Source organism: Lentzea sp. NPDC058436, from assembly GCF_042721515.1.
Classification (GTDB): Bacteria; Actinomycetota; Actinomycetes; order Mycobacteriales; family Pseudonocardiaceae; genus Lentzea.
Genome location: NZ_JBHXLF010000011.1, coordinates 34288 through 57470 on the forward strand (window position 1 = coordinate 34288; position 23183 = coordinate 57470).

24 protein-coding genes are annotated in these 23183 nt (G+C 68.3%); 12 read left to right on the plus strand and 12 right to left on the minus strand.

The genetic code is table 11. The features are described from left to right. The first annotated feature begins 90 nt into the window (after positions 1 to 90). Entirely contained in the window at positions 91 to 1797 is a 1707-nt protein-coding gene (locus tag ACFWN2_RS30965) for a discoidin domain-containing protein (protein WP_382433411.1), read from the plus strand. Here ACFWN2_RS30965 and ACFWN2_RS30970 read toward each other — a convergent pair. Further along, positions 1781 to 3703 carry a hypothetical protein gene (locus ACFWN2_RS30970; RefSeq protein ID WP_382433413.1) on the minus strand — a complete coding sequence of 641 codons (1923 nt, stop codon included), beginning with the start codon at positions 3701 to 3703 and terminating at the stop codon, positions 1781 to 1783. The two genes, ACFWN2_RS30965 and ACFWN2_RS30970, sit on opposite strands and share 17 nt — an antisense overlap. A 275-nt stretch (positions 3704 to 3978) precedes the next feature. Here ACFWN2_RS30970 and ACFWN2_RS30975 point away from each other — a divergent pair, with 275 nt between their 5' ends. Continuing rightward, a complete protein-coding gene (locus ACFWN2_RS30975) occupies positions 3979 to 4818 on the plus strand; it encodes a dienelactone hydrolase family protein (RefSeq protein ID WP_382433415.1) in 840 nt (279 codons plus the stop codon). A gap of 54 nt (positions 4819 to 4872) precedes the next feature. On the opposite strand, the gene ACFWN2_RS30980 is transcribed toward ACFWN2_RS30975, so the two are convergent. The 4 genes from ACFWN2_RS30980 to ACFWN2_RS30995 form a co-directional block, all read right to left on the minus strand. Further along, entirely contained in the window at positions 4873 to 7395 is a 2523-nt protein-coding gene (locus ACFWN2_RS30980) for an ABC transporter permease (RefSeq protein ID WP_382433417.1), read from the minus strand. Further along, positions 7388 to 8182 carry an ABC transporter ATP-binding protein gene (locus ACFWN2_RS30985; RefSeq protein ID WP_382433419.1) on the minus strand — a complete coding sequence of 265 codons (795 nt, stop codon included), beginning with the start codon at positions 8180 to 8182 and terminating at the stop codon, positions 7388 to 7390. Before ACFWN2_RS30985 ends, ACFWN2_RS30980 begins: the two co-directional genes overlap by 8 nt. Before the next feature lie 183 nt (positions 8183 to 8365). Further along, entirely contained in the window at positions 8366 to 8851 is a 486-nt protein-coding gene (locus ACFWN2_RS30990; RefSeq protein ID WP_382433421.1) for a hypothetical protein, read from the minus strand. 45 nt (positions 8852 to 8896) lie between these two features. Further along, positions 8897 to 9874 (minus strand): LLM class flavin-dependent oxidoreductase, encoded by a 978-nt coding sequence (locus ACFWN2_RS30995; RefSeq protein WP_382433423.1) that lies wholly within the window; start codon positions 9872 to 9874, stop codon positions 8897 to 8899. A 38-nt stretch (positions 9875 to 9912) separates the two neighbouring features. On the opposite strand from ACFWN2_RS30995, the gene ACFWN2_RS31000 reads away from it, so the two are divergent. From ACFWN2_RS31000 to ACFWN2_RS31020, 5 genes are read left to right on the plus strand one after another with little or no spacing between them, the layout of a single operon-like run. Then, entirely contained in the window at positions 9913 to 10182 is a 270-nt protein-coding gene (locus tag ACFWN2_RS31000) for a GNAT family N-acetyltransferase (protein ID WP_382433425.1), read from the plus strand. Positions 10183 to 10219: 37 nt separating this feature from the next. After that, positions 10220 to 11209 (plus strand): MBL fold metallo-hydrolase, encoded by a 990-nt coding sequence (locus ACFWN2_RS31005; RefSeq protein WP_382433427.1) that lies wholly within the window; start codon positions 10220 to 10222, stop codon positions 11207 to 11209. After that, positions 11206 to 11931 (plus strand): lysophospholipid acyltransferase family protein, encoded by a 726-nt coding sequence (locus ACFWN2_RS31010; RefSeq protein WP_382433429.1) that lies wholly within the window; start codon positions 11206 to 11208, stop codon positions 11929 to 11931. The genes ACFWN2_RS31005 and ACFWN2_RS31010 overlap by 4 nt, the downstream gene beginning before the upstream one ends. A 20-nt stretch (positions 11932 to 11951) precedes the next feature. Then, positions 11952 to 12077 (plus strand): hypothetical protein, encoded by a 126-nt coding sequence (locus ACFWN2_RS31015; protein ID WP_382433431.1) that lies wholly within the window; start codon positions 11952 to 11954, stop codon positions 12075 to 12077. A 60-nt stretch (positions 12078 to 12137) separates the two neighbouring features. After that, entirely contained in the window at positions 12138 to 12578 is a 441-nt protein-coding gene (locus ACFWN2_RS31020) for a ClpX C4-type zinc finger protein (RefSeq protein ID WP_382433433.1), read from the plus strand. Here ACFWN2_RS31020 and ACFWN2_RS31025 read toward each other — a convergent pair. From ACFWN2_RS31025 to ACFWN2_RS31035, 3 genes are read right to left on the minus strand one after another with little or no spacing between them, the layout of a single operon-like run. Beyond that, on the minus strand, positions 12553 to 12993 hold the full coding sequence (locus ACFWN2_RS31025; RefSeq protein ID WP_382433435.1) for a response regulator: 441 nt from the start codon (positions 12991 to 12993) through the stop codon (positions 12553 to 12555). The genes ACFWN2_RS31020 and ACFWN2_RS31025 overlap by 26 nt on opposite strands. After that, positions 12986 to 14509 carry an ATP-binding protein gene (locus ACFWN2_RS31030; protein ID WP_382433437.1) on the minus strand — a complete coding sequence of 508 codons (1524 nt, stop codon included), beginning with the start codon at positions 14507 to 14509 and terminating at the stop codon, positions 12986 to 12988. Before ACFWN2_RS31030 ends, ACFWN2_RS31025 begins: the two co-directional genes overlap by 8 nt. Further along, on the minus strand, positions 14506 to 15651 hold the full coding sequence (locus ACFWN2_RS31035; RefSeq protein ID WP_382433439.1) for a PP2C family protein-serine/threonine phosphatase: 1146 nt from the start codon (positions 15649 to 15651) through the stop codon (positions 14506 to 14508). Before ACFWN2_RS31035 ends, ACFWN2_RS31030 begins: the two co-directional genes overlap by 4 nt. A 65-nt stretch (positions 15652 to 15716) precedes the next feature. On the opposite strand from ACFWN2_RS31035, the gene ACFWN2_RS31040 reads away from it, so the two are divergent. Further along, complete coding sequence (locus ACFWN2_RS31040; protein ID WP_382433702.1) at positions 15717 to 16202, plus strand: GNAT family N-acetyltransferase; 486 nt, start codon at positions 15717 to 15719, stop codon at positions 16200 to 16202. Here ACFWN2_RS31040 and ACFWN2_RS31045 read toward each other — a convergent pair. The 4 genes from ACFWN2_RS31045 to ACFWN2_RS31060 form a co-directional block, all read right to left on the minus strand. Next, complete coding sequence (locus ACFWN2_RS31045) at positions 16137 to 16607, minus strand: YkvA family protein (protein WP_382433441.1); 471 nt, start codon at positions 16605 to 16607, stop codon at positions 16137 to 16139. The two genes, ACFWN2_RS31040 and ACFWN2_RS31045, sit on opposite strands and share 66 nt — an antisense overlap. A gap of 121 nt (positions 16608 to 16728) precedes the next feature. Then, a complete protein-coding gene (locus tag ACFWN2_RS31050; RefSeq protein ID WP_382433443.1) occupies positions 16729 to 17139 on the minus strand; it encodes a hypothetical protein in 411 nt (136 codons plus the stop codon). Between the two features lie 84 nt (positions 17140 to 17223). Then, positions 17224 to 17967, minus strand: a complete 744-nt coding sequence (locus ACFWN2_RS31055) for an anti-sigma factor family protein (RefSeq protein ID WP_382433445.1) — start codon at positions 17965 to 17967, stop codon at positions 17224 to 17226. Then, positions 17964 to 18533, minus strand: coding sequence for a sigma-70 family RNA polymerase sigma factor (locus ACFWN2_RS31060; RefSeq protein WP_045315736.1), 570 nt, complete (start codon positions 18531 to 18533; stop codon positions 17964 to 17966). Before ACFWN2_RS31060 ends, ACFWN2_RS31055 begins: the two co-directional genes overlap by 4 nt. Before the next feature lie 113 nt (positions 18534 to 18646). Between ACFWN2_RS31060 and ACFWN2_RS31065 the strand changes: the two genes are divergently transcribed. The 4 genes from ACFWN2_RS31065 (at position 18647) to ACFWN2_RS31080 (ending at position 22405) form a co-directional block, all read left to right on the plus strand. Further along, positions 18647 to 19246 (plus strand): hypothetical protein, encoded by a 600-nt coding sequence (locus tag ACFWN2_RS31065; RefSeq protein ID WP_382433447.1) that lies wholly within the window; start codon positions 18647 to 18649, stop codon positions 19244 to 19246. A gap of 44 nt (positions 19247 to 19290) precedes the next feature. Next, positions 19291 to 20025: a DUF4142 domain-containing protein gene (locus tag ACFWN2_RS31070; RefSeq protein WP_382433449.1), complete on the plus strand. Its 735-nt coding sequence runs from the start codon at positions 19291 to 19293 to the stop codon at positions 20023 to 20025. A gap of 173 nt (positions 20026 to 20198) precedes the next feature. Beyond that, the gene (locus ACFWN2_RS31075; RefSeq protein ID WP_382433451.1) at positions 20199 to 21026 is read left to right on the plus strand and encodes a 4Fe-4S domain-containing protein; all 828 of its coding nucleotides are present in this window, start codon (positions 20199 to 20201) and stop codon (positions 21024 to 21026) included. Next, positions 21023 to 22405 (plus strand): NAD(P)/FAD-dependent oxidoreductase, encoded by a 1383-nt coding sequence (locus tag ACFWN2_RS31080; RefSeq protein ID WP_382433453.1) that lies wholly within the window; start codon positions 21023 to 21025, stop codon positions 22403 to 22405. The genes ACFWN2_RS31075 and ACFWN2_RS31080 overlap by 4 nt, the downstream gene beginning before the upstream one ends. The last annotated feature ends 778 nt before the right edge of the window (positions 22406 to 23183 follow it).

Consider the following 23183-nt stretch of genomic DNA (forward strand, 5'->3'; position numbering starts at 1 on the left):
TATCGGTGCCCCGACGCTCGGCCTTGAACTCCTGTCGCAAGAGAGCGCTCTCTCGCCCTCACCTCACGTTCTCCGGCCCCAGGAGCACCCATGTCAGGAAGGCTTCAACGCGGAAGACTCCCTCTACTCGCCGCGGCACTGGTCGCCGCGGCCCTGATCGTTCCAGTGCAGGCCGCGGCCGCTGGCCCGCTGATCTCCCAGAACCGCCCGGTCACCGTCTCCAGCAGCGAGAACATCGCCTTCGGCGCGGCCTCCGCCGTCGACGGTGATCTCGGCACCCGCTGGTCCAGCGCGTTCAGCGATCCGCAGTGGATCCAGATCGACCTCGGCTCGTCCGCGAGGGTCGACCAGGTGGTGCTCGCCTGGGAGGCCGCGAGCGCGCGGGCCTACACGCTCAGCATCTCCGCCGACGGCACCAGCTGGCAGGAACTGCGCCGGACCACGACGGGACCGGGCGGCACCGAGACGCTCCCGGTCAGCGGCACCGGCCGGTACGTGCGGCTGGACCTGACCGCGCGAGCGACGCAGTACGGCTACTCGCTGTGGGAGTTCCAGGTGTTCGGCACGCGCGGGAGCGCCGCGGAGACCCTGCTCTCGTACGGCAAGACCGGTGCCGCCTCGACGTTCCAGGACGACGGGAACTGCTGGCAGTGCTCGCCGGCCAGGGCGTTCGACCGCGATCCCGCCTCGCGCTGGGCGACGAGCCCGGTGAACGGCTGGGTCGACCCCGGCTGGATCTCCGTCGACCTCGGTGCCACCGCCCAGATCTCGAAGGTCGTGCTGCAGTGGGACCCGGCGTTCGCGACCGCGTACCGCCTGGAGGTGTCCGACGACAACGCGAACTGGCGGCAGATCTACTCGACCACCACCGGTCGTGGCTTCAAGGAGACGCTGATGGTCAGCGGCACCGGCCGGTACGTGCGGATGTACGGCACGGCCAGGTCGAACGGCTACGGCTACTCGCTGTGGGAGTTCCAGGTCTACGGCACGGGCGGCGCGCCGATCACGCCGCCGCCGTTGCCGCCGAACCCGTCGTTCCCCGGCCGGCTGGTGTGGGCCGACGAGTTCAACGCGCCCGCGGGCACCGGGCCGGACGCCTCCAAGTGGACGCCGGAAACCGGGCCGGGCGTGAACAACGAGCTGCAGTACTACACGAACAACAACAACGCCCGGCACGACGGCAACGGCAACCTGGTGTTGCAGGCACGGCGCGAGGTCACGCCGGGCAGCGCGTGCCCGGTGGACCCGGTGAGCGGCAGCGGGACCTGCCAGTACACGTCCGCGCGGCTCAACACCTACGGCAAGTTCAAGTTCACCTACGGCCGCGTCGAAGCGCGGATCAAGGTGTCGTCGACGCAGGGGCTGTGGCCGGCGTTCTGGATGCTGGGCGCGGACTTCTTCGACCAGGGCAGGCCGTGGCCCTACACCGGCGAGATCGACATCATGGAACACGTCGGCAAGGAGCCGAACCGCGTGTACTCGACGCTGCACGCACCCGCGTACTTCGGCGCGGGTGGTTACGGATCGCCGTTGGAGCTCGGCCAACCGGCTTCCAGCGCGTTCCGGACGTTCGCGGTCGAGTGGGACTCCAGCCACATGACGTTCTCCGTGGACGGCAACAGGTTCTTCACCGTCGACCGGGAGGTGCTGGAGACGACGCGGGGGCCGTGGGTCTACGACCACCCGTTCTTCCTGATCATCAACAACGCGGTGGGCGGCGACTGGCCCGGCCCGCCGGGGGCCGGGACGCAGCTGCCGCAGGACATGGTGCTGGACTACGTCAGGGTGTACCAGTGATCGAGATCGTTGCGGGAGGCGAGACGTCGAACGCCTCGCTGACCGCCTCCACCTCGATCTGCGCGGTCTCGCCGCTGCTGAGCGGGATCGCGGGCACGAAGTACGCGTCGTTCGTCGTGCCGCCCAGGAAGATCCGTTCGGAACCTGTCCACTTGTAGACGCGGTACTGCCTCGCACCAGAGGCACGGGTCCAGGTGAGTCGCGCCGACACCGTCGTGGCGTTGGTGCGGCTCACCTGCTCGGTCTGGACGTTCGACGGCGCCGCGGGTGGCGTCAGGACCGGGTTCGTCACGCCGATCCGGCCGATCAGCGCGGTGACCGCGGCCCCTGGCAGCACCCGCAGCGAGATCTCCGTGAGCGTCGCGCCGGAGTGCTCGCCGAGCGGGAAGACGCTGCGCCGCCACGCCCCGCTGACCCCGCCGAGGTCGAGCACCTGTTCGGTCGTGCCGATCTTCAGCACGGCCTGCAACCGCGACGGACCGGTGCCGGTGCGGTGGACGATCTCGAACTGGCTGGCGCCGGTGAGCTTCAGCGACGTCGCGAACAACCGGACGTCGTTGGCGGACTGCGGCGTGCCGGTGATCTTCAGCGCGGTGCCGCCGTCGTACGGGTCGTCCCAGTCGAGCGACGGCGTGACCTTCGTGCCGGTACCGGTGACGCTCCACCGCCACGTCGGCAGCACGTCCTGCAACGACAGGTTGTTCCACGCCTGCGTCGAGCGGACCGTGCCGTTCACCGCGAACTTCCTGCCGTGGCCGGTGTTGAAGTTCGTGACGAACGGCAGGCTCGTGATCGGCGTCAGCTCGGTGACGTAGTGGGCGACGCCCTTCCAGCTCGCCGTCGTGGTGGTGTTCGACGGGTCGCCGTTCTGGCCGACCCAGAACCTGTTGTCGCGGCTGTAGAAGTCGGCGGGGCTCGTCGAGGACTTGAACGTCCACTCCGGACGGTAGAAGCCGAGCGACGTCACGTGCGGCCTGTTCTCGGGGAAGACGCTCGCCCAGGTGACGCTCGTGTTGTAGCCGTTCGACTCGACGTCCACGCCGGACGCCAGGTCGTACGGGCTGCGGCCCATCTGCTGCGCGAGCGCGGCGGAGTTCGCGAGACCCTGCGTGCTCCACCAGAAGTTCAGGAACATCTCGTCGGACTGCTCGAAGAACGTCCTGTTGCGCGCGGTCAGGGCGTTCTGCCAGCTGACGCTGCCGGTGTCGGTCATCGCGTCGTACCAGATGACCCGCAGCCCGGACTTCTTCATGTACACGATGAAGTCGCGCATGTCGGTGGCGAGCTGGGTGTTGCCGCCGGCGGTCTCCTGGTTGAGGAACCAGCCGTCGAACCCGTAGTGGCGCGCGACCTGGATCATCTTGTCCGCCACGGGGAACCGGTCGCCCTCGCGCTTCACGAAGTCGCGCACCCACTGGATCTGGCCGCCGTACGCGGTCGGCGGGAGGAACACGTTGCCGATCACCCTGACACCGTTGCGGTGCGCCGCGTCCGTGACCGTCGGGTTGGGCGCGAGGATCAGGCCCTCGGACGCGGACCCGCCCCAGAACACCAGTTCGTCGATGTACTGCCAGTAGTTCGTGGCGTAGTAGTTCATGTCGAGCGCGCCCTGCGCGGGGTTGTTGCTCGTCGGCGCGTAGGCGACCAGCGCCTGCACCCTGGCCTCGTTCGGGTGCGCGTGCGCGTTGGCCGGTCTGGCCGGGACGACCCGCTTCGCGAGCGGAACGGTGCTGCGGTTGTACTTCGCGTCCCGGTCGGTCGACGGGTCCCAGTTCAGGATCGTGGCCGGGTGCCAGTAGGACGCGTACGGCTGCGCGGTGTCGGCCGCGAAGGCGGGCGTCTCGGACAGCAGACCGGTGAGTGCCGCTGTGGAGCTCAGGACGAGGAACTGTCTGCGGGTGGGCATAGATCACCCTCGTGCTCCATCTGATTCGCCGCATACCGCTTCTACGGTGACTGGACAGGACGACAACGTCCCGGTCCGCTGCGCTCGGTAACCGCCGCGGTTCGACTCGAATCGACTCCGTTCGTTCGAACGCCGTGCACGTGACCGTCGAACGCGGTTCGCCGAAACGTCCCGTTAACCATCCGAGTGGCCGAATCCACGCCGGACTACCGGGCGGTAGCGTGAGCCTCGCCGTCGCTTTTGGTTCCCCTGCAACCAATCGAGGTGTCTTCGTCGTGCGCACCAAAACCCTGCTTGCGGCGCTGGTCCTGGCGCTGATCCCAGCCACCGCCCCCGCCGTCGCCACCGCGGCGGCCAACCCCTACGAACGCGGCCCCGCACCCACGGCCACGTCCGTCGAGGCCTCCCGCGGCACGTTCGCCGTGACGTCCGCGGCCGTCGCCCGCCAGTCGAACTTCGGCGGCGGCACCGTCTACACGCCGACGAGCGACCTCACGTTCGGCGCGATCGCCATCTCACCCGGCTTCACCGCCACCCAGACGTCCGTCGCGCACTTCGGCCCGCGGCTGGCGTCCTACGGGTTCGTGGTGGTCACCATCAACACCCTGTCGACCCTGGACGACCCGGACAGCCGCGGCCGTCAGCTGCTCGCTGCCCTCGACTACGTGGTGCGCACCAACCCGCGTGTCGACGCGTCCCGTCTCGCCGTGATGGGGCACTCGATGGGCGGCGGGGGAGCGTTGCGGGCCTCCGCGACCCGTCCCGCGCTGCAGGCCTCGATCCCGATGGCCGGGTGGCACACCACCAAGAGCTGGTCGACGGTCCAGGTGCCGACCCTGGTGCTCGGCGGCCAGAACGACCCCACCGCGCCGAACTCGCAGCACTCGACGCCGTTCTACAACTCGATCACGGCCGCGCCGGACAAGGCGTTCCTCGAACTGCGGGGCGGTGACCACTCGGCGCCCCGCAGCGACAACGTGACGGTGCGGAAGTACACGCTGTCGTGGCTCAAGCGGTTCGTGGACGACGACGTGCGCTACGACCAGTTCCTGTGCCCGGCGCCCGCGCCGAACACGCTGATCTCCGCTTACCGCGACACCTGCCCCCACGCGTGAGAAAAGGGGCTGTGCCAGCACGACGACGGCCTGGCACAGCCCCTTCACCGCGTTCTACTCGTAGGCGATCGCGTCCAGCACGTTCAGGCGCGCGGCCCTGATCGCCGGCAGGATCGCCGCGACCACGCCGACGAACGCCGCCACCACCAGGTACTGGACCATCGTGGCCCACGGGAACCCGAGCTCCGAGATGCCCTGGTCCTTGAGCGCCTGCACGGTCGCGACGCCCAGCGCGAGACCGACCGCGAGGCCGAGCACCGCGCCGAACACCGAGATCACCACCGACTCGACGGTGATCATCCGCATCACCTGCGCCCGCCGCATGCCGATGGCGCGCAACAGGCCCAGCTCGCGGGTCCGCTCGATCACCGACAGCGCCAGGGTGTTGATGACGCCCAGCACCGCGATCAGGATCGCCAGCGCCAGCAGGATCTGGATCATCAGCAGCACCGTGTCGAACTGCGCCGTCGTCTGCTTCACGAACGCGCTGCGGTCCTGCACGGTGATCTCCGGGTTGTCCGCGAACAACGGCTCGACGCGCTTCTGCACGTCCACCGCGTTCGTGCCCGGTGCCACCTGGACGAAGGCCTGGACGATCTGGTCGGAGCGGAAGTTCTTCCCCGCCGACTCCGGCAGCACCAGCGCACCCTGCAACACCTGCGACTTGGTCCAGATGAACGCGACCGTGAACGTCTGCGGCGCCTCACCCTTGGCCAGTTGCAGCGGGACCGCGCTGCCGACCGACCAGCCCTTCTCGGCCGCCATCTCCTCCGGCAGCGCGACCTGGTCGTCCTTCAGCGGCGCGATGGTGCCGGACTTCGGCTTGAGGGCGAACATGGTCGCCATCGCCGGCATGTCGGTGACGCCGACCGCGAACATCTCGTTCTCGCCCTGCAACACGCCGTCCTGCGACCAGCCGACCGCCGACTTCACGCCGTCGGTCTTCTCGACCTTCGTCAGCACGTCCCGCCCGAACGTCGCCGGCTGGCCCTCCATCTGGCCCTCGCCGGAGATGATCAGGTCGGTCTGCAGCTGACCGGTGGCCAGCTTCTCGATCGACTTGGTCGCCGACGTCAGCACCACGCTCACGCCGGTGATCAGCGAGATGCCGACCATCAGGGCCGCTGCGGTGATCGCGGTGCGGCGCGGGTTGCGCGCGGAGTTGCGGCGTCCCAGCAGGCCCGGCATCGACCACGACAGCAGGCGGCCGATCAGCGACACCATCGGCTTCGACAGGATCGGGGTCAGCAGCGCGACGCCGACGAACGCCACCAGGATGCCGCCGAAGATCAACGGCAGCGAGGCCTGGTTGAAGCCGAACGCCAGCGACGTGCCACCCGCGGCGGCCACCAGCGCGCCCGTGATCGTGATCTTGGTGAGCGGCCGGTCCGGCGTCGCCGCCTCCCGCATCGCCGCCACCGGCGCGATCCGCGACGCCCGCAGCGCCGGCATGACCGCCGCGACCACGGTGACGATCATGCCCACCGCGAACGACGAGATGATCGCCGACATCGGCACGCCGATGCCCGCGAGCTGCAGGCTGCTGCCGCCCAGCGAGCTGAAGATGGTGGCCAGCAACGCCCCCACGCCGACGCCGGCCCCCAGGCCGACGATCGACGCGATCAGGCCGATCACCAGCGCCTCCAGCACCACGGACCCGATGACCTGGCCGCGCGAGGCGCCCATCGACCGCAGCAGCGCCAGTTCCCGCGTGCGCTGGGCGACGATGATGGAGAACGTGTTGAGGATGATGAAGATGCCGACGAACAAAGCGATGCCGGCGAACCCGAGCAGCACGTAGTTGAAGAACTTCAGGCCCTCGTTGATCTGGTCGGCCTGCTCCTTCGCGAGCGTCGCGCCGGTCTTGACGTCGTAGGCCGAGCCGAGCTTGGCCGCGACGGCGTCGCGCAACGCGTCGTCGGTCGTGCCCTGCGCCGCCGTGACGGTGACCCCCGAGAACACGTCCTTCTTGCCCAGCAACAACTGCTGCGCGACCGGCTCGGTGAACGCCACCGAGATCTCACCGCCCAGCGAGTCGCGTCCGCCCGCGTACTCGTAGATGCCGGTGATCTTGAAGGTCTTCTTGGGCTCCAGCGTCAGCAACGCGATGTCGTCGCCGACCTTGAAACCGCCTGTGGTGGCGAGGAAACCGCCGACCGCCACCTCGTTGTCCGCGGCGGGCGCCTTGCCGTCGCGGATCTTCTCCTGGCCGGTGCCGGTCCAGTTGAAGCCGAACCGCGGCGAGCCCGACGTGGTGATGACCTTGCCGTTCTTGCCGATCGGCCGCGCGGAGCCCTGCACGTCACCGACGGCCGACGCCACGCCCGGCACCGACTTCACGTCCGCGATCGCCTGCGGCGTCAGCGGTTCCGGCTGCTTGCCCTTCTCCGCCTTCGGCGACACCGACACGTCCACGTTGGCGAAGGCAGACGAGAACAGGTCGGTGAACGACCGCTGGAGCGTGTCGGTCAGGACGAACGAACCGGACACGAACATCACGCCCAGCACCACCGCGAGCGCGGACAGCACCAGCCGGAGCTTGCGGGACAGCAAGCTCTTGAGAGTCGCCTTAAACATGCGGCACCGCGACAACTGAGTCGAGGTGCTTCATCGTGTCGAGAACCTCGTCGGCCGACGGCGACAGCAGCTCGCGGACGATGTGGCCGTCCTTGAGGAAGACGACGCGGTCGGCGTACGACGCGGCGTTGGCGTCGTGCGTGACCATCACGATCGTCTGCCCGAACTCGCGGGCGGAGCGCTGCAGGAACCCGAGGACCTCGGCGCCGGACTGCGAGTCCAGGTTGCCCGTCGGCTCGTCCGCGAAGACCACGTCGGGGCGCGAGACGAGCGCACGCGCACACGCCACGCGCTGCTGCTGGCCACCCGAGAGCTGCGTCGGCCGGTGGGTCAGCCTGTCCCTCAGACCCACCGTGTCGACGACGACGTCGAACCACGCCCTGTCGATCTTCTTGCCGCCGATCGCGAGCGGCAGCGTGATGTTCTCCTCCGCGGTCAGCGTCGGCAGCAGGTTGAACTGCTGGAAGATGAAGCCGACCTTGTCGCGCCGCAGCTCCGTGAGCCCGCGGTCCTTCAACCCGGTGACCTTCGTGTCACCGACCCACACCTCACCGCTCGTGACGTCGTCCAGCCCCGCGAGGCAGTGCATCAACGTCGACTTGCCCGAACCGGACGGGCCCATGATCGCGGTGAACCTGGACTTCTCCAGGTCGACGCTCACCCCCGCGAGCGCGGTCACGGCGGCGTCGCCGGACCCATAGGACTTCCACACGTCGACGGCTCTCGCCGCGACTCCATCGGACGCGCTCACCTGTCTGTTCCCCTCTGTGGGTCTTGTGCGCACCATCTTCGGTGACGCCGCCGCACCGAAGGCTCAGGTTCTCCCCTGAGATGAACCCTGAACCAGTGTGCCCCTACCCCCGAGTGGGCACGCTGAGAAACCTCTCAGCTGCGGTGCGTGCGCGTCAGCGCGCGGTGGCCAGAGGAACGGTATTTCACCGGTGGCACAGTGTCTTCAGCCTTCAGATGACTAGGCCGTCAACTTCCGTCGCATGGGGACGGTCGGTTCCATCAGCCATGAAACCAGTTCGACGCGCAGGCCTTCGCGCAGCGCGTTCTCGGCGAGCCAGTGGTCGACGTCGCCGTGGTAGGCGCGAGCGGGTCGCGGCCAGCGGTCCAGCCATTCCAGGAACCCCGCGTTGCACGCGATGGGGCCGCCGGGCGGACGCACGCCGAGCACGAGCACGGGATCCTCTCCGGTGGTGAAAGAGGCGGCGGTGTCGTGCGCACCACCGAAGAGGATCCGATCCGCACCCAGTTCACGAGCTTTGTCCGCCACCCCGAAAAACGCCGACCCGCGTCCGAACGCGCGCACCACCAACTGGTGCGCACCGAGGTCGGTGTCGAGGAACTCTTCGGCGAACGTGCCGTCATCGGCCAGCACCAGCACGTTCGTGCCGTCGGGAAGCGCCCCGACCTGCCCAGGATGCGTGATGCCGATGACGTTGATGCCCACACCTCAATGGTGACGGGCCTGTGTTAACCCTTGGCACCGCGCACGTTAAACAAGTTTCGGGAGCACTTCCGCGCCGAACAACCGGATCGTCTCGATGACCGACTCGTGCGGCATCCCGCCGATGTCGACCATCACGAGGTGCGTGTCGATGGACAGGTGCTCCGCCAACTCGTTGAGCCTCGCGGCGACCTCGTCCGGCGTCCCGCACACCGCCGCGCCGTCCATGATCGCGTCCACGTCGATGTCACCGTCCCCGCGCCACGGGTCCGCGAACCGCGCGTACTCGGCCAGGTGCGGCCGCCAGCGGTCCCGCGCGTCGTCGTTCGCCACGAACACGTGACTGGGCACGCCGACCCGTCCGGTGGGAAAGCGTTCCTTGTAGCGCTGCACGACCTCGCGGTAGATCGACGGGTCCCGCAGCGTCGACGGGAGCATCAACGGCATCCCGAGCTCCGCGCCCAGGTCCGCCGAGACCGCCGACCCCGACCCGATCCACACCGTGGGCCGCGGCGTCTGCACCGGACGCGGCGTCGTCGTCACGTCGTCCAGCTGTCCCCGGAACTGCCCGTCCCAGCTCACCGACGGCTCCTCCAGCAGCTTGAGCAGCAACCGAAGGTGCTCCTCGAACCGCGCCCGCAGCTCACCGGGCTGCACCCCGAACGCCGCGTCGGTCTGCTGGTCGACCCCGCGCGCCACGATCAGCTCGGCCCGCCCGTTCGACAGCACGTCGAGCGTCGCCAGCGCCTCCGCGACCAGCACCGGGTCCCGGTGAGCCAGCAGCGTCACGCCCGTGGAGAGCCTGAGCGTGCTGGTCCGCGCCGCCACCGCCGCCAGCAGCAGCTCGGGCGCGGACACGATGTAGCGCGTGAAGTGGTGCTCGCCGATCGCGACGCCCGCGAACCCCGCCTGCTCCGCCACCACCGCCTGCTCGACCATCGCGCGCAGCCGGTCGGCCTGCGACACCTCCTCGCCCGTGCAGGGGTTGGGCAGGTGGTCACCCAGGATCAGGAGGTAGACGTCCATGCAGGCCATTTTCCATCGTCCGGGGCAAGATGGTTGACATGGTCACGAACAACGAAGCCGCGAGCCGCTACGAGATCCACGTCGACGGAGAGCTCGCCGGCTTCCTGGAGTACCGCGACGTCGGGGGAGTCCTCGCCCTCGTGCACACCGAGGTCGACGAGGCGTACGCCGGCCAGGGCCTCGGCGGCAAGCTCGCGCAGTACGCGCTCGACGACGTGTTGGCCAGGGGTGTCAAGATCTCCCCACTGTGCCCGTTCGTGGCGAAGTACATCGACAAGCACCCCGAATACCGGGTTACTATCCGGTAAGAATTAGTTGCTGTCGCTAACAACGAGGTGGGCGAGCGTGTGGAGTGAGCCGGGCGCGTTCGAGGTCGCACCAGGTGTGCACCGGATTCCGCTGCCGCTGCCGAACGACGGGCTGCGCGCGGTCAACGTCTACGCGATCGAGGACGGCGACGGGCTCGTCCTGATCGACTCCGGCTGGGCGCTGGACGAGGCGCGCGACCAGCTCGAAGCGGCCCTCGGCACGCTGGACAAGGGCTTCGAGGACATCAGGCGGTTCCTCATCACGCACGTCCACCGCGACCACTTCACGATGGCGGTGTCGCTGCGCAGGACGTTCGGCAGCAGGATCGGGCTCGGTCTCGGCGAGCAGCCGTCCCTGCGCCACATGCTGCACGGCCAGGACGACCAGCACGTCGCCGACCTGCGCAAGTGGGGTGCGGCGGAGCTGGCCGAGACGTGGATCAAGATCATGCACCACGTCGACCGCGGTGACGCCCTGCGCGACTACGAGGAGCCGGACGAGTGGCTCGTCCGCAGCACCGTGGACCTCGAACACCGCAGGCTCGAAGTCATCCCGACGCCCGGCCACACGCGCGGCCACGTCGTCTTCGTCGACCACACCGCGAAGGTGCTGTTCTCCGGCGACCACGTGCTGCCGCACATCACGCCGTCGATCGGGTTCGAGCCGCTGCGCCCCGAACTGCCACTGGGCGACTACATGACGTCCCTGCGGCTCACCCGCGAGCTGCCGGACCTCAAGCTGCTGCCCGCGCACGGCGAGGTGACCGACAGCTCGCACGCCCGCGTCGACGAGCTGCTGCGGTTCCACGAGCAACGGCTGGAGGAGATCGGGAAGGCCGTGGCGGGCAGCGCGTTCGAGACCGCCCGCAAGATCGGCTGGACCCGCCGCCAGCGCCGGTTCGACGACCTCGACATGTTCAACCAGGTCCTGGCGATCGGCGAGACGGCCGCTCATCTGGACGTTCTCGTCGAACGTGGCGAATTGACCCGAACTGAGAACGCCGGCGTGCTCGAATACCAGGCGTGACACCGCTCGAGCTGGCCGCCTGGACCTGGAAGATGCCCCGCAGGGGCAGGGGATTCTGGTTCTCGCTGGCGATCGACCTGCTGTGGCCCGTCGTCGTGCTGTTCGTGCGGCTGCGGGTGCGCGGCAAGCACCACGTGCCGGGCAACGGCGGCGTGATCCTGGCGTTCAACCACCTGTCGAACGCCGACACGGTCGCGGCCGTCGTGTTCGCCCTGATGTCGGACCGCGTGCCGCGCGTGCTCGCGAAGGCCTCCCTGTGGCGCACGCCGGTCGTCGGCTGGGTCATGCGGTCGGGAGGCCACATCCCCGTCGAACGCGGCACGGTGAAGGCCTCAGAGGCGCTGAGGCCCGCCGTGGAGGCGCTGCGCGAGGGCGAGTGCGTCATGGTGTTCCCCGAGGGCAAGTTCACCGACGACCCCGGCAACTGGCCGATGAAGGGCAAGTCCGGTGTCGCGCGGATGGCACTGGAGGCCCGCGTGCCCGTCGTGCCGGTCGCCGAGTGGGGCACCCAGGACCTGCTGCCCAAGGGCACGATCCTGCCGAGGTTGTTGCCGCGCAAGAAGATCGACGTCGTCGCGGGCGCCCCCGTCGACCTGTCCGACCTCTACGACCTCGAACTCACCGCGGCGGTGCTCGACGAGGCCACCCGCAGGGTCATGGACGCCATCACGACCATGCTGTCAGGCATACGTTCCGCTGAGACGGGTAGCCAGAGTGCATGACCACGCGAGAGGAATTCGAGTTGAGGAAGGGTCACCGTCCCGGTGGGACGGGGATCTGGGCCCCGGTCTTCCCCGAACCTCGCGAGCCCCAGGAGTGGGTCGTGCAGGCGGACGAGGAACCGGTGATCGTGCGGAGCGTCGACTGATCGTCTAGTTCACCTAGACGGCGTCTAGTTCGCGTAGACGCGTCTAGTTAACGTAGACGCATGACACTCGACGAGGAACTGCTGGCAGCGGCGCGGAAGGCGGGCACCGCCTCCGCCGCCGCCCAGGACCAGGCCGACATCGCGAAAGCCGTCTACCACCACAGCGTGCTGAAACTGCACCGCGCCGGCGGGTCGATGCGCGAGATCGCGGAAGCGCTCACCATGAGCCATCAGCGCGTTCATCAGATCGTCGAGCAGTCCAAGCGGACCGAACGCTGCTGGTTCTGCGGACGCGGCGCCGCCGACGTCGACAAGATGATGGCCGGACCGGCCGCCCTGATCTGCGACGAGTGCATCGCGGCTGGTCAGGTGAGCGAGGTCGGCGACTGTTCGTTCTGCAGCAAGTCCGCACCTGTGTTCTCAAGTGCGGAAGCGCAGATCTGCCGTTCCTGCCTGGACTTCAGCGCCGCCGTGATCAGCGGGGCAGCTTCACTACGGTGACGAAGAAGTCGTCGATCTGCCGGACGACCTCGATGAACCTGTCGAAGTCGACCGGCTTCGTCACGTAGGCGTTGGCGTAGAGGCTGTAGCTGCGCAGGATGTCCTCCTCCGCCTCGGACGTCGTCAGCACGACGACGGGGATCGAGCGCAGCTCGGCGTCGGCCTTGACCTCGCTGAGCACCTCGCGGCCGTCCTTGCGGGGCAGGTTGAGGTCGAGCAGGATCAGGCCCGGACGCGGCGCGTTCTCGTACTGGCCCTCGCGGCGCAGGAACTCCAGCGCCTCCACGCCGTCCTTCACCACGTGCAGCTTGTTGCGGATCTTGTGGTGCTCGAACGCCTCCTGCGTCATCAGGGCGTCGCCGGGGTCGTCCTCGACGAGCAGGACGTCGATCACGTTCAGCAGTGGTTCAGACATGTACTTCCTCAGCAGCTTGGGCGACGAGCTCGGGTACCACGGGCAGCGTGAACTCGAAGCAGGTGCCGGAGTCCACATCGGTCTTCAGCCAGATCGTGCCGCCGTGGAACTCGACGATCTTCCGGCACATCGCCAGTCCGATGCCCGTGCCCGGATAGGCGTCCTTCGGGTGCAGGCGCTGGAAGATGACGAAGATCCGGTCAGCGTACTCGGACTCGATCCCGATGCCGTTGTCGCGAACCGTGAACTTCCACATCCCACCGTCCTGCTCGACGCCGACGGAGATGACGGGCGCCTCGGTGCCCTTGAACTTCAACGCATTGCTTATCAGGTTCTGGAACACCGCGCTCAGCAGAGACGCCTCACCTCGCACGGAGGGGAGCTCCGCGATGTCGAGCTGAGCCCCGGTCTCCTCGATGCGGTCGGAGTAGCTGTCCACGACCTGGCGCACGAGGTCGTTCAGGTCGATCACCGTCTGCTCGCGGGTCATCCTGCCGACGCGGGAGAACGCCAGCAGGTCGTTGATCAGCACCTGCATGCGCTTGGCGCCGTCGACCGCGAAGCCGATGTACTGGTCGGCGCGCTCGTCGAGCTGGCCGCCGTAGCGCCGTTGCAGCAGCTGGCAGAACGACGCCACCTTGCGCAGCGGTTCCTGCAGGTCGTGGGAGGCGACGTAGGCGAACTGCTCCAGCTCCGAGTTCGAGCGCTGCAGCTCGCTCTTCGCCGCGTCGAGCGTCGCGAGCTCCTGCACGATCCGGCGGCGCATCGCGTTGACGTCCTCGCCGAGCTGGACGGTCTCGCTGGGCCCGTCCGCGTCGATCTCGTGCTCGAAGTCGCCGGACGCCACCTGGCGGGTGTGGCGGGCGAGGTTCGCGAGCGGTGCGATCAGCAGGCGGTGCAGCAGCAGCGACAGGCCGCCGATCACCGCGACCAGCAGCACGCCCATGCCGATGACCAGCCACATCACGACGCCGGCCGCCCGGTCCAGGTCCGCGCGCGCCTGCCGGCCGAGCCCGCCGATGTCGGACTGCAGCCCGTTCACCTCGGCGCGCAGCTGGTCGAACAGGACCTTGCCGCGCTCGATGTTCCCCGCGACGCCCGCCACCGGCCCGGACAGCTTGATGGCGGTGATCGCCTGCTCCGCGTACTCGGAGCGCCACTGCCCCGCCAGGTCCTCGATGCGGCCCAGCCGGCCGTTCACGTCGCCGACGAGGTCGCGCACGCTCGTGACGGCCTCCGCCTCGGCGGTCTGCCCCTCCAGGTACGGCGTGAGGAAGTCGTCCTGCCCGGTGAGGGTGTAACCGCGTACGCCCGTCTCCTGGTTGAGCAGGGCGCGGTTCAGGTCGTTCGCGCGGCGTGCGGCGGGTTCGACCTGGTCGACCGACCGCGAGCGCGAGGAGCCGAGCACGTCCAGAGCGATGACCGTGGAGGAGATGGCCACAGCGGTCATCGCCAGCAGGACCACCACGATGACGCCCAGCAGGCGGCTTGCCGGGAGCCTTTGCGGCAGGTTCACTTTCCGTCCTTCAGCAGCAGGATGGCCACGTCGTCGTCGAGCGCCCCGCCGTTCAGCTCCGTCACCTCCGCGATGACCGAGTCCATCCAGTTGGGGCCGTCCTGCAGATGTCTGTCCAGGATCTCGCACAGGCGCTCGACACCGAGCCGGTCGACGTCGTCGGGTACCCGGCCCTCGATCAGTCCATCCGTGTAGCAGGCCAGTGACCAGCCGGACGGCAGCGGCACGTCCACGCCGGTCCACGCGTAGTCGGTCAGCACGCCCAGCGGCACGCCGATCTTCGACTTCGGCAGGTCCACGATCTGCCTGCCGACCATCATCAGCGGCTCGGGGTGCCCGGCGAGGAAGTAGCGGGCGGACCGGCGGTCGGGGGAGACCGTGATCATGCACGCGGTGGTGAAGATGCCCTCGCCGTGCCGTTCCGCGACGAGCACCTGGTCGAGCGTCTTGAGCACCTTCTCGGCCGGCGCGCCCGAGAGGATGAGCGCACGCCAGGCGATCCGCAGGCAGACGCCCAGCGCGGCCTCGTCCGGGCCGTGGCCGCAGACGTCGCCGATGATCGCGTGCACGGTGCCGTCGGGCAGGCCGACCGCGTCGTAGAAGTCGCCGCCGAGCAGCATCCGCTGGCCACCGGGCTGGTAGCGGACCTCCAGGTCGACGTCGGAGTTCTGCAGCAGCGGGGGAGGCAGCAGGCCGCGTTCCAGGCGGGACTGCTCGGAGGCGAGCAGTTCGGCCTCACGCAGCAGGCGCTGGGCGTCGTCGGCGCGGCGGCGTTCGACCGCGTAGCGGATGCCGCGCAGCAGCAGTTCGCCGTCGACCTTGCCCTTGACCATGAAGTCCTCGGCACCCGCCGCGACCGCGGCGAGGCCTTCGCGATCGTCGTCGAGGCCGGTCAGCACCAGGATCGCCGGCGCGTTCGGCTTGGCCAGCAGCCGGTGCAGGCCGTCGAGACCCTGCGAGTCGGGCAGGCCGAGGTCCAGCAGCACGCACTCGGCATCGTTGAGCAGGCGTTCCGCCTCCGCGAGCGTGCCGGCGCGCGACAGGACGAAAGGCGCGTTCGCCTCTTCCAGCAGTGCCTCCACGAGCACCGCGTCGCCATCGTCGTCCTCGACCAGGAGGACGCGCACTGTCTTGGTTCGCATCGAGTCGGACTTTAACGTTATTGAGCTGGAAGGTCCGCGTCCGACCTACCAGGATGACGGGCGTGTTGATCCGTCTCGCCCAACCAGCCGAACTGCCGTACCTCCAGCAGATCGAAATCGCGTCCGGAGAACCGTTCCGCGACGCCGGAATGCCCGAGATCGCCGACGACGACCCGATGTCCCTCGCGGACCTCGCCGACCACGAGGTCTGGGTCGCGATCGGCGCTGAAGGCGTGCCCGTGGCGTTCATCGCCATCGGCGACGTCGACGGCGCCACGCACGTCCACCAGGTGAGCGTGCACCCCTCGCACGCACGTCAGGGGATCGGCGCGGCGCTCATCGAGCACGTCACGCGTGCCGAACGCGCCGTCACGCTGACGACGTTCCGCGACATCCCGTGGAACGCGCCGTACTACGAACGCCTCGGCTTCCAGGCCGTGGCGGACGTCTCGCCCGGCCTGGCGGAGATCATGCGCGAGGAGGCGTCACGGGGCCTCGATCCCGCGACCCGTGTCGCCATGGCTCTTCTCCCAGCGCAGGTACGAGCCTGAGGCGATCGAAAGGCTGCTGAGCAGCCACACGAGGACACCCGCGTCGTCGGTCACGCCGATCACCGGAAGGAACTCCGGCAGGACGTCGATCGGCGACACGAGGTAGACCAGCGCCACCGCCCACATCACCACCTGGCTGCGCGGCAGCTCCGGGTACTTCCCGCTCCGCCAGGTCTTGAACAGCCGCGGCAGCGCCTTGAGGCGCGTGACCGGGTTGCCGATCGGGCCAGGCTCGCCCTGGGCGCGCTTGCGGCGGTTGCGCAGGACGCCGAGCCCCGCGAACACCAGGCCCAGCGGGATCATCACCCAGCCGGCGACCGTCGGGCTCAGGCCGCCCATCGGGGCGTCGCGGAACAACAGGATCAGCAGACCGGACAACGAGATGAACGATCCGAAGACGACCATCTGTGCTGGACCCCCTGGTGGTGTGGCTCTAGACGCGACCGGTGGAGCCGCGGACGGGTCGTGGTGCGGCGAAGCGCTCTCCTCCACCTGAACGCGCCGGCCACGCCGTCTGTCGCACCGGTTAGCTCGGTTCCTGGAAGAGCATCGTCGGAATGGCCTTGTGCGGTTGCCTCTGCTGCTGCGGCTCAGGCTCCCGCAGCTCGATCACCGCTTCGGGTTCCTCAACGGGAACCTCTTCAACCACCGGCTTGCGCGCCGCCTTCACCGGCGGGGGCGTGGTCTGGTCCAGGGCGGCACGCGCCTTGGAGATCCACACCTTCTGCATGGCCTCGTCCTTCGTACCGGCCGCCGTGGCCGTGAGTCCGGAGAGGACACCGCGGATGCGGGGGACCAGTGCCGGATGACGCCGGATCGCCTGCCACACAGCGTGATCACCCGGGAGCCGGGCGGACACGAGCCGCGTGACCTGAGCGCGCAGCTCCTCTGTGGACAGATCGAGCCAGCGCTCGACCGCTGACGGGCCTATTGCCACGTAGACAGCCTTCCCCGAAAACGACAACTGCCCCCACAGGATCTCACGGATCCCGCGGGGGCAGCGGACTGGTGCTGGGAAACGTCAGGACGCGACGGCCTCGAGCAGCGTTTTGCCGTTCTCGTCGACGATCCTGAACGTCGCGATCTCGTGCCACCGCATGGCCACGTTGGCGGCCAGCTTGATGGTCTTCTTGTCGCCTGCCACCGGTTCCGGGGCGTACCAGGACGTGACCTGCGCGACGCGGCCCGCCCGGCCGACGGCGACGAGCGAACCCCTGCCGGGGCCCGACATGCCGGTGATCTCGATGTCCATCGCGGTACCGGACGGCTCGTCGGACGCGGTGATCTTCGTACCGACGCCGCTGTTCGGATCCTGGTGCTTGAGCTCCATCGACTTGTCGGAGGAGTTGTTCGCCACCCGCGTCTGCGACGTCGACGTGCCGGGGTTCTGGGGTGCCGCCTGGTTGGAACCGTCGTTGCCACCGCGCACGACCAGGGTCGTGACCACGGCCGTCACCGCCACGACGCCGGCGGCGGCGGCCGCGACGCCCTGGGCGACGAACCACCGTCGGCGCTTCCTGCGCGCCGCGACGGCGTCGAGCATGACCCGGACCGACTTGCCGTCGGGGCGTTCCGGGGCCGTTCCGCGCAACATCCCGCCGGCGTCGGCCTCGTCGATGAGGTCCGGCACCACCGCGAAGTCGCGCAGGTCAAGAGCACACCGCCGACACTCGGTCAGGTGGTTCTCGAACGCCTCCACCTCATCGGCATCGAGGATGCCGAGCACGTAGGCGGCGACGTCGAGGTGATCTGGTGCCGTTGTCACCGCGTCTCTCCCCGATCGTGCAACGCACGCCGCAACGCACGGAGCGCGTAGTACACCCTCGACTTGACCGTTCCCGGCGGCACACCCAGTGCAGCCGCGGCCTCACCGACAGTGCGGTCCCGCAGATATGTTTCGAGAATAGCCTCCCTGTGTTCCTCCGAGAGACCGTTCATCGCCTCCGCCACGACGATCGCCGCGAGGGTGCGATCCTCTTCGCTTCCGGAAGGCGACTCGTCCGAAGGGGTCAGTTCGAACTCCTGCGGACGGACGCTTCTCTTGCGCCTGTCGTCAATGACCAACCGCCTTGCCACCGTGAACAACCACGACCGCAAGAGCACGGGATCACGCTCGAGTTTCTCAGCGTTGCGCCATGCCCTGACCAGGGTTTCCTGCACGATGTCCTCGGCCCACTGACGATCATGGCCCGTCAACCTCATGCAGTGACCCAGCAGGGCACTGCCGAATTCCTCGTACAGCCGACGGATCAACTCTTCCTCGAGAGATCCCGGTCTTGGTGATTGTTCGTCTAACTCACGTTGACGTCTATGCCGCGCCACGGGGGACATCCTTGCCCCATCAACCGCCGGAAGTCGAGAGGCAAATATTCCTCACGAAGTCCGTGAACCGTTGCCGGATCGTGTCCGTACTCCTCGGTACCCCGCCGAGAAAGGACCTGCCGATGCGACGTGGACCAGCCATCACCGCCCTGGCGGCACTGGCTATCTCCCTCACCGCGTGCGGCAGCACCCAGACCCCTCCCGGAGGGGAGGCCGCACCGGGCGGCCTGCAGGCCAAAACCGCTGATCTGGAGGGTCACAACAACTACTTCATCGCCAACAGCGAGCAGATGGGGTGGTTCGTGATCGACGCGGAGGGTCTGCCCATGTACCGCTACGACAAGGACGTCCCCAAGCCGTCCAAGTCGAACTGCGAGGGCGAGTGCGCGAAGGCCTGGAAGCCGGTCCTCGCGGACAAGACGCCGATGGCAACGGGTGTGGACCCGATCTCCATGGGGGTCCTGACCAGGCCGGACGGCACCAAGCAGCTCACCATCCAGGGCTGGCCGCAGTACACGTTCGCCGAGGACAAGGTCGCCGGCGACATGAAGGGCCAGGCCAAGGGTGGTGTGTGGTGGGTCACCGCGCCGAACGGCGCCAAGATCACCGGCGGGAAAGCCCAGAACAACAGCAAGAGCAGCAGTGCGCCGAGCACGTCCCCCAGTTCGGGAACCGCGCAGACACCGCAGTCCGCGCCCCCTCCCGCCGCGCCCGGCTACTGAGCCCACTGCTCAGCCGCAGTTCATTGATCCCCTATCGACTTCCTTTGGACAACGAGGACGACAAGACGATGACCAGAGCCCTCGCCACCGTCTTTGCGATGTTGTTCCTCTTCTCCGGTCTTTCCGCCACGGCTGCAGCACAGCCCGCGGACACCGGGGGAGTGATGGACACCCCGAGCGGACCGCTCACCGCGAACGACCGCGAACTGCTCAACAGGGTGCGGCTCGCCGGCCTGTGGGAGATGCCCATGGGCGAGCTCACGGCCACCAAGGCGTCGAACGCCAGGGTCAAGCAGATCGGCAAGATGATCATGCTCGACCACATGATGCTGGACGCGCTGACCAAGAAGACGGCCGCGGGATTCGGGCTGACCACGCCCGACGTGCCGAACCCGGCGCAGCAGTCGTGGATGGAAGAGATCAACGCGCTCGAAGGCGACGCGTTCGACCAGGCGTTCGTCGCCCGGTTGCGCGCCGCGCACGGCCAGATCTTCCCCTTCATCGCGAAGGTCCGTTCAGGAACGCGCAACGACGTGGTCCGCGGGTTCGCGCAGGCCGGCATCGACGTGGTGATGAAGCACATGACGTTGCTGGAGAGCACCGGTCTCGCGGGCGACTCGTCGTTCGCGGAACCGCAGCCCGCCGGCGGCATCATCAACGCGACTTTGGCCTCCGGTGAGGGGCCGAACATGTGGGTGATCATCTCGGTCACCGCCGCGGGAGCCGTCCTCACCGTGCTCCTGCTCCGAGTACTCCGCCCGCGACGACCGGTGCGGTGATTTCGCAAGACCCCGTTGCACGACGGGAAACGGAGGTGGTGTCCCAAGGTCAGAGGCACTCCAACGCGGACCTGTTCCCACCCGCCCGGTTCTGATGTGTCCACTCCTGCACCCAGGACCGGGCGGGTTCCCGCGAGGTAGTTCCCCCCAGTGGTTTTCCGGAGGAAGAGTTGTTGTCGAGCCAGATTCCGCTCCTGGTGGCCCAGTCGGCCGAGTTCGACTCGGGCGTCAAGAAGATGGCCCAGATCTCCGCCAGGCTGGCTTACGTCCTGATGTGCGCGACCTTGTCCTGGGGCGTGCTGATCGCGACCGGGTGGGCCGAGAAGCTCACCGGCCGTGAGGGGTTGAAGAACGGGCACATGGTGCTCGCGTCACTGGCGATCGCGTTCGGCTGCATCCACGCGTTCGCCTTCACACTGATCCAGACCGGCACGTTCAGCTTCATCAAGCTCGTCCTGCCGTTCGTCGACGGCGGCCTGTTCCGGCACGCGCTGGGCATCCTCGGCCTGGAGGTCATGCTCGCGATCGCCGTCCTCGCCTCGATGAGGCACAAAGTCTTCTACCGCAAGTGGTTGAGGTTCCATCAAACGGCGTACATCGCGGTGACGATCACCGTGGTGCACTCCTGGTTCGGCGCCATCGCGAACGGCAACCTGTCCGTTCTCTGGCTGGGCGGCCTGACCGTCCTCGTCCCCACCGCGACCCTGGCCCTGGCCCGGTTCCTGCCGCCCGAGGTGCTGATCCGCATCGGCATGCTCGACTCCGAACGCGGCAAGGAACCCGGCGTCGGCGAGGGCGACGCGATGGACGTGAGCGTGAACAACGAGAAGTGCCACCGCTACGGCACCTGCCAGGCGGAAGCACCCGACGTCTTCCAGTTGATCGAGGACAACCGCCTGACCTACAACCGCCGGCCGCCGGAGGAGCACTTCGCTCAGGCCAGGGCGGCACAGCGCGCGTGCCCGATGCGCGCGATCGAGATCAGGGAGCGAGTGAAGTGAGCGAACGGATCGTGGTCGTCGGCGGTGGACTCGGTGGAGTCCGTTCCGCGGAACGGCTGCGGGAGATGGGTTTCGACGGGCAGATCACGATCCTGTCCGCCGAGCGGCACCTCCCGTACCACCGCCCGTGCCTGTCGAAGCAGATCATCACCGGAGAGTGGACCCCGGACGACTCGTTGCTGTCGTTCTCGGGCGACCTCGACGCCGAGTGGCGGATGAACTCCCCGGCCCTGCACCTGGACCCCAAGAAGCAGTCGGTCTGGGTACCGGGCGGCGAGGAGATCAAGTACGACGGCATGATCATCGCCACGGGCGTCGACGCCCGCGCGATGGGCGGCGCTCCGCGCCACGACCCGCGGGTGCACGTGCTGCGGACGTTGGACGACGCGGTCGCGATCCGCAAGAACATCCGTCAGTCGCAGGGACTCGTCGCCGTCATCGGCGGAGGGTTCATCGGCTGCGAGCTCGCGTGTTCGGTTCGTCACATGGGCCGCGACGTCGCGCTGATCGTGCGTTCGCCCGCGTTGCTGGGCGGCGTCGTCGGCGACGACATCGGCAAGAAGATCACCGAGGCGCACGTCGAACACGGCGTCCGCCTGGCCACCGGCGTCGGCATCAAGCACTGGGTGCGTCAGCCCGGCGGCATCGGGATTCACCTTTCGGACGGCCAGGTCTTCTTCGCGTCGTGCGTCGTGCTGGCCGTCGGCGCCTCCCCGGCCGTCGACTGGCTGCGCGGCTCCGGCCTCGACATCTCCGACGGCGTCCTGTGCGACTCCACGAACCACGTGGTCGGCGCCGAGAACCTCGTCGCCTGCGGTGACGTGGCCCGCTGGCCCAACATGCGGTTCAACGGAGCCGTGCGCCGCGTCGAGCACTGGCTCAACGCCGTGGAGGGAGGCCGCGCCGCGGCCGAGAACCTGCTGGTGGGTCGCAACCACGCCAAGACCTACACCCCGGTCCCGCGCTTCTGGACCGAGCAGTACGGCATGAGAGTGCAGGGCGCGGGCCTCCCCGTGCTCGGCACCGACACCACCGACGTGAACGGACTCACCGGCTTCATCGCCAACGGCAAGCTCGTCGGCATCGTGGGTCTGGAATCGCCGGGCAAGATCATCACCGAGACCCCGGAACTGTTCCGGCAGAACGAGGTCGAGACGAACGTCCCCGTGTGGACGCAGCCGGAAGAACCCGCTGCCGCCGCTTCGGAACCGGAAGTTCTCCCGACCACCATGATCCCGGTTCCCGAACCGGTCGCCGCCCTCGCATCATCCGTTCCCCCGTCCGTCTCGTCGTCGATGTCCCCGCCATTGCAGCGGCGGAGGCACTCGCGTTCGAGGCCGGAGATGGTGCGGTCGGGCGGAGGACGCGCGAGACCCTAACCAGGTACAGGAGGACCTCAGGCAGCCGGTACAGGGCAAGCGGGAACGGCGAACTCCGACGTCGCCCGCGTGGCCAGGTGGCGGACCGATGACGTCACGCGGCGATGCGCTCGTTCCCGCGCCGGCAGCCTGAACCCCCTTTTCGCGCGTCACCAACGGTGTGGCGGCTCGGCGGGCTCCCGAGTCGCCACACCGGCCTATTTGTGCCGGGTCGTTGGGGCCGTGCCGGTTTCAGCGTTGTGCGGGCTGGGGTTGTGCGGGCTGGGGTTGTGCGGGCTGGGGTTGTGCGGGGCGGCTTGGCTGTGGGGCTTGTGCGGGTCGGCGTTGTGCGGGGCGGCTTGGCTGCGAGGCTTGTGCGGGTCGGCTTGTGTTGGCTGGCGCCGGTGCCAGCGGGGTGGTCGCCTTGTGTGCGTGCGCGTCACTTTGCGGGGTGGTTGCGTGGGCCTTGTCGGGCCGGGTCATGTCATCGCCGCTTCGCGACGATCGCGATTGGGGCTTGACTTCGGGGCCCTTGCGAGGCCTTCCTCGGCCTAGAAAAGGCCGGTCTGTGAAGCCCGGCCGAGTGGTCAAGTTTAAGGCCTCGCACCCAAAGTCAAGCCCCAATCGCCGTCGGGGTTGAGTCATCACCGCTGATCAGAGCCCGACGAGGTAGGGACGCCTCGGCTTCGCCATTGCCGTTGTCGGATGGGTGCCTCGGCTTCGCCGTTGGCCCTTTGTCGTGCGGAGGGACGCCTCGGCTGCGCCATTGCGTTCGGTGGCAGGGCTGCTTGCCTGCGCC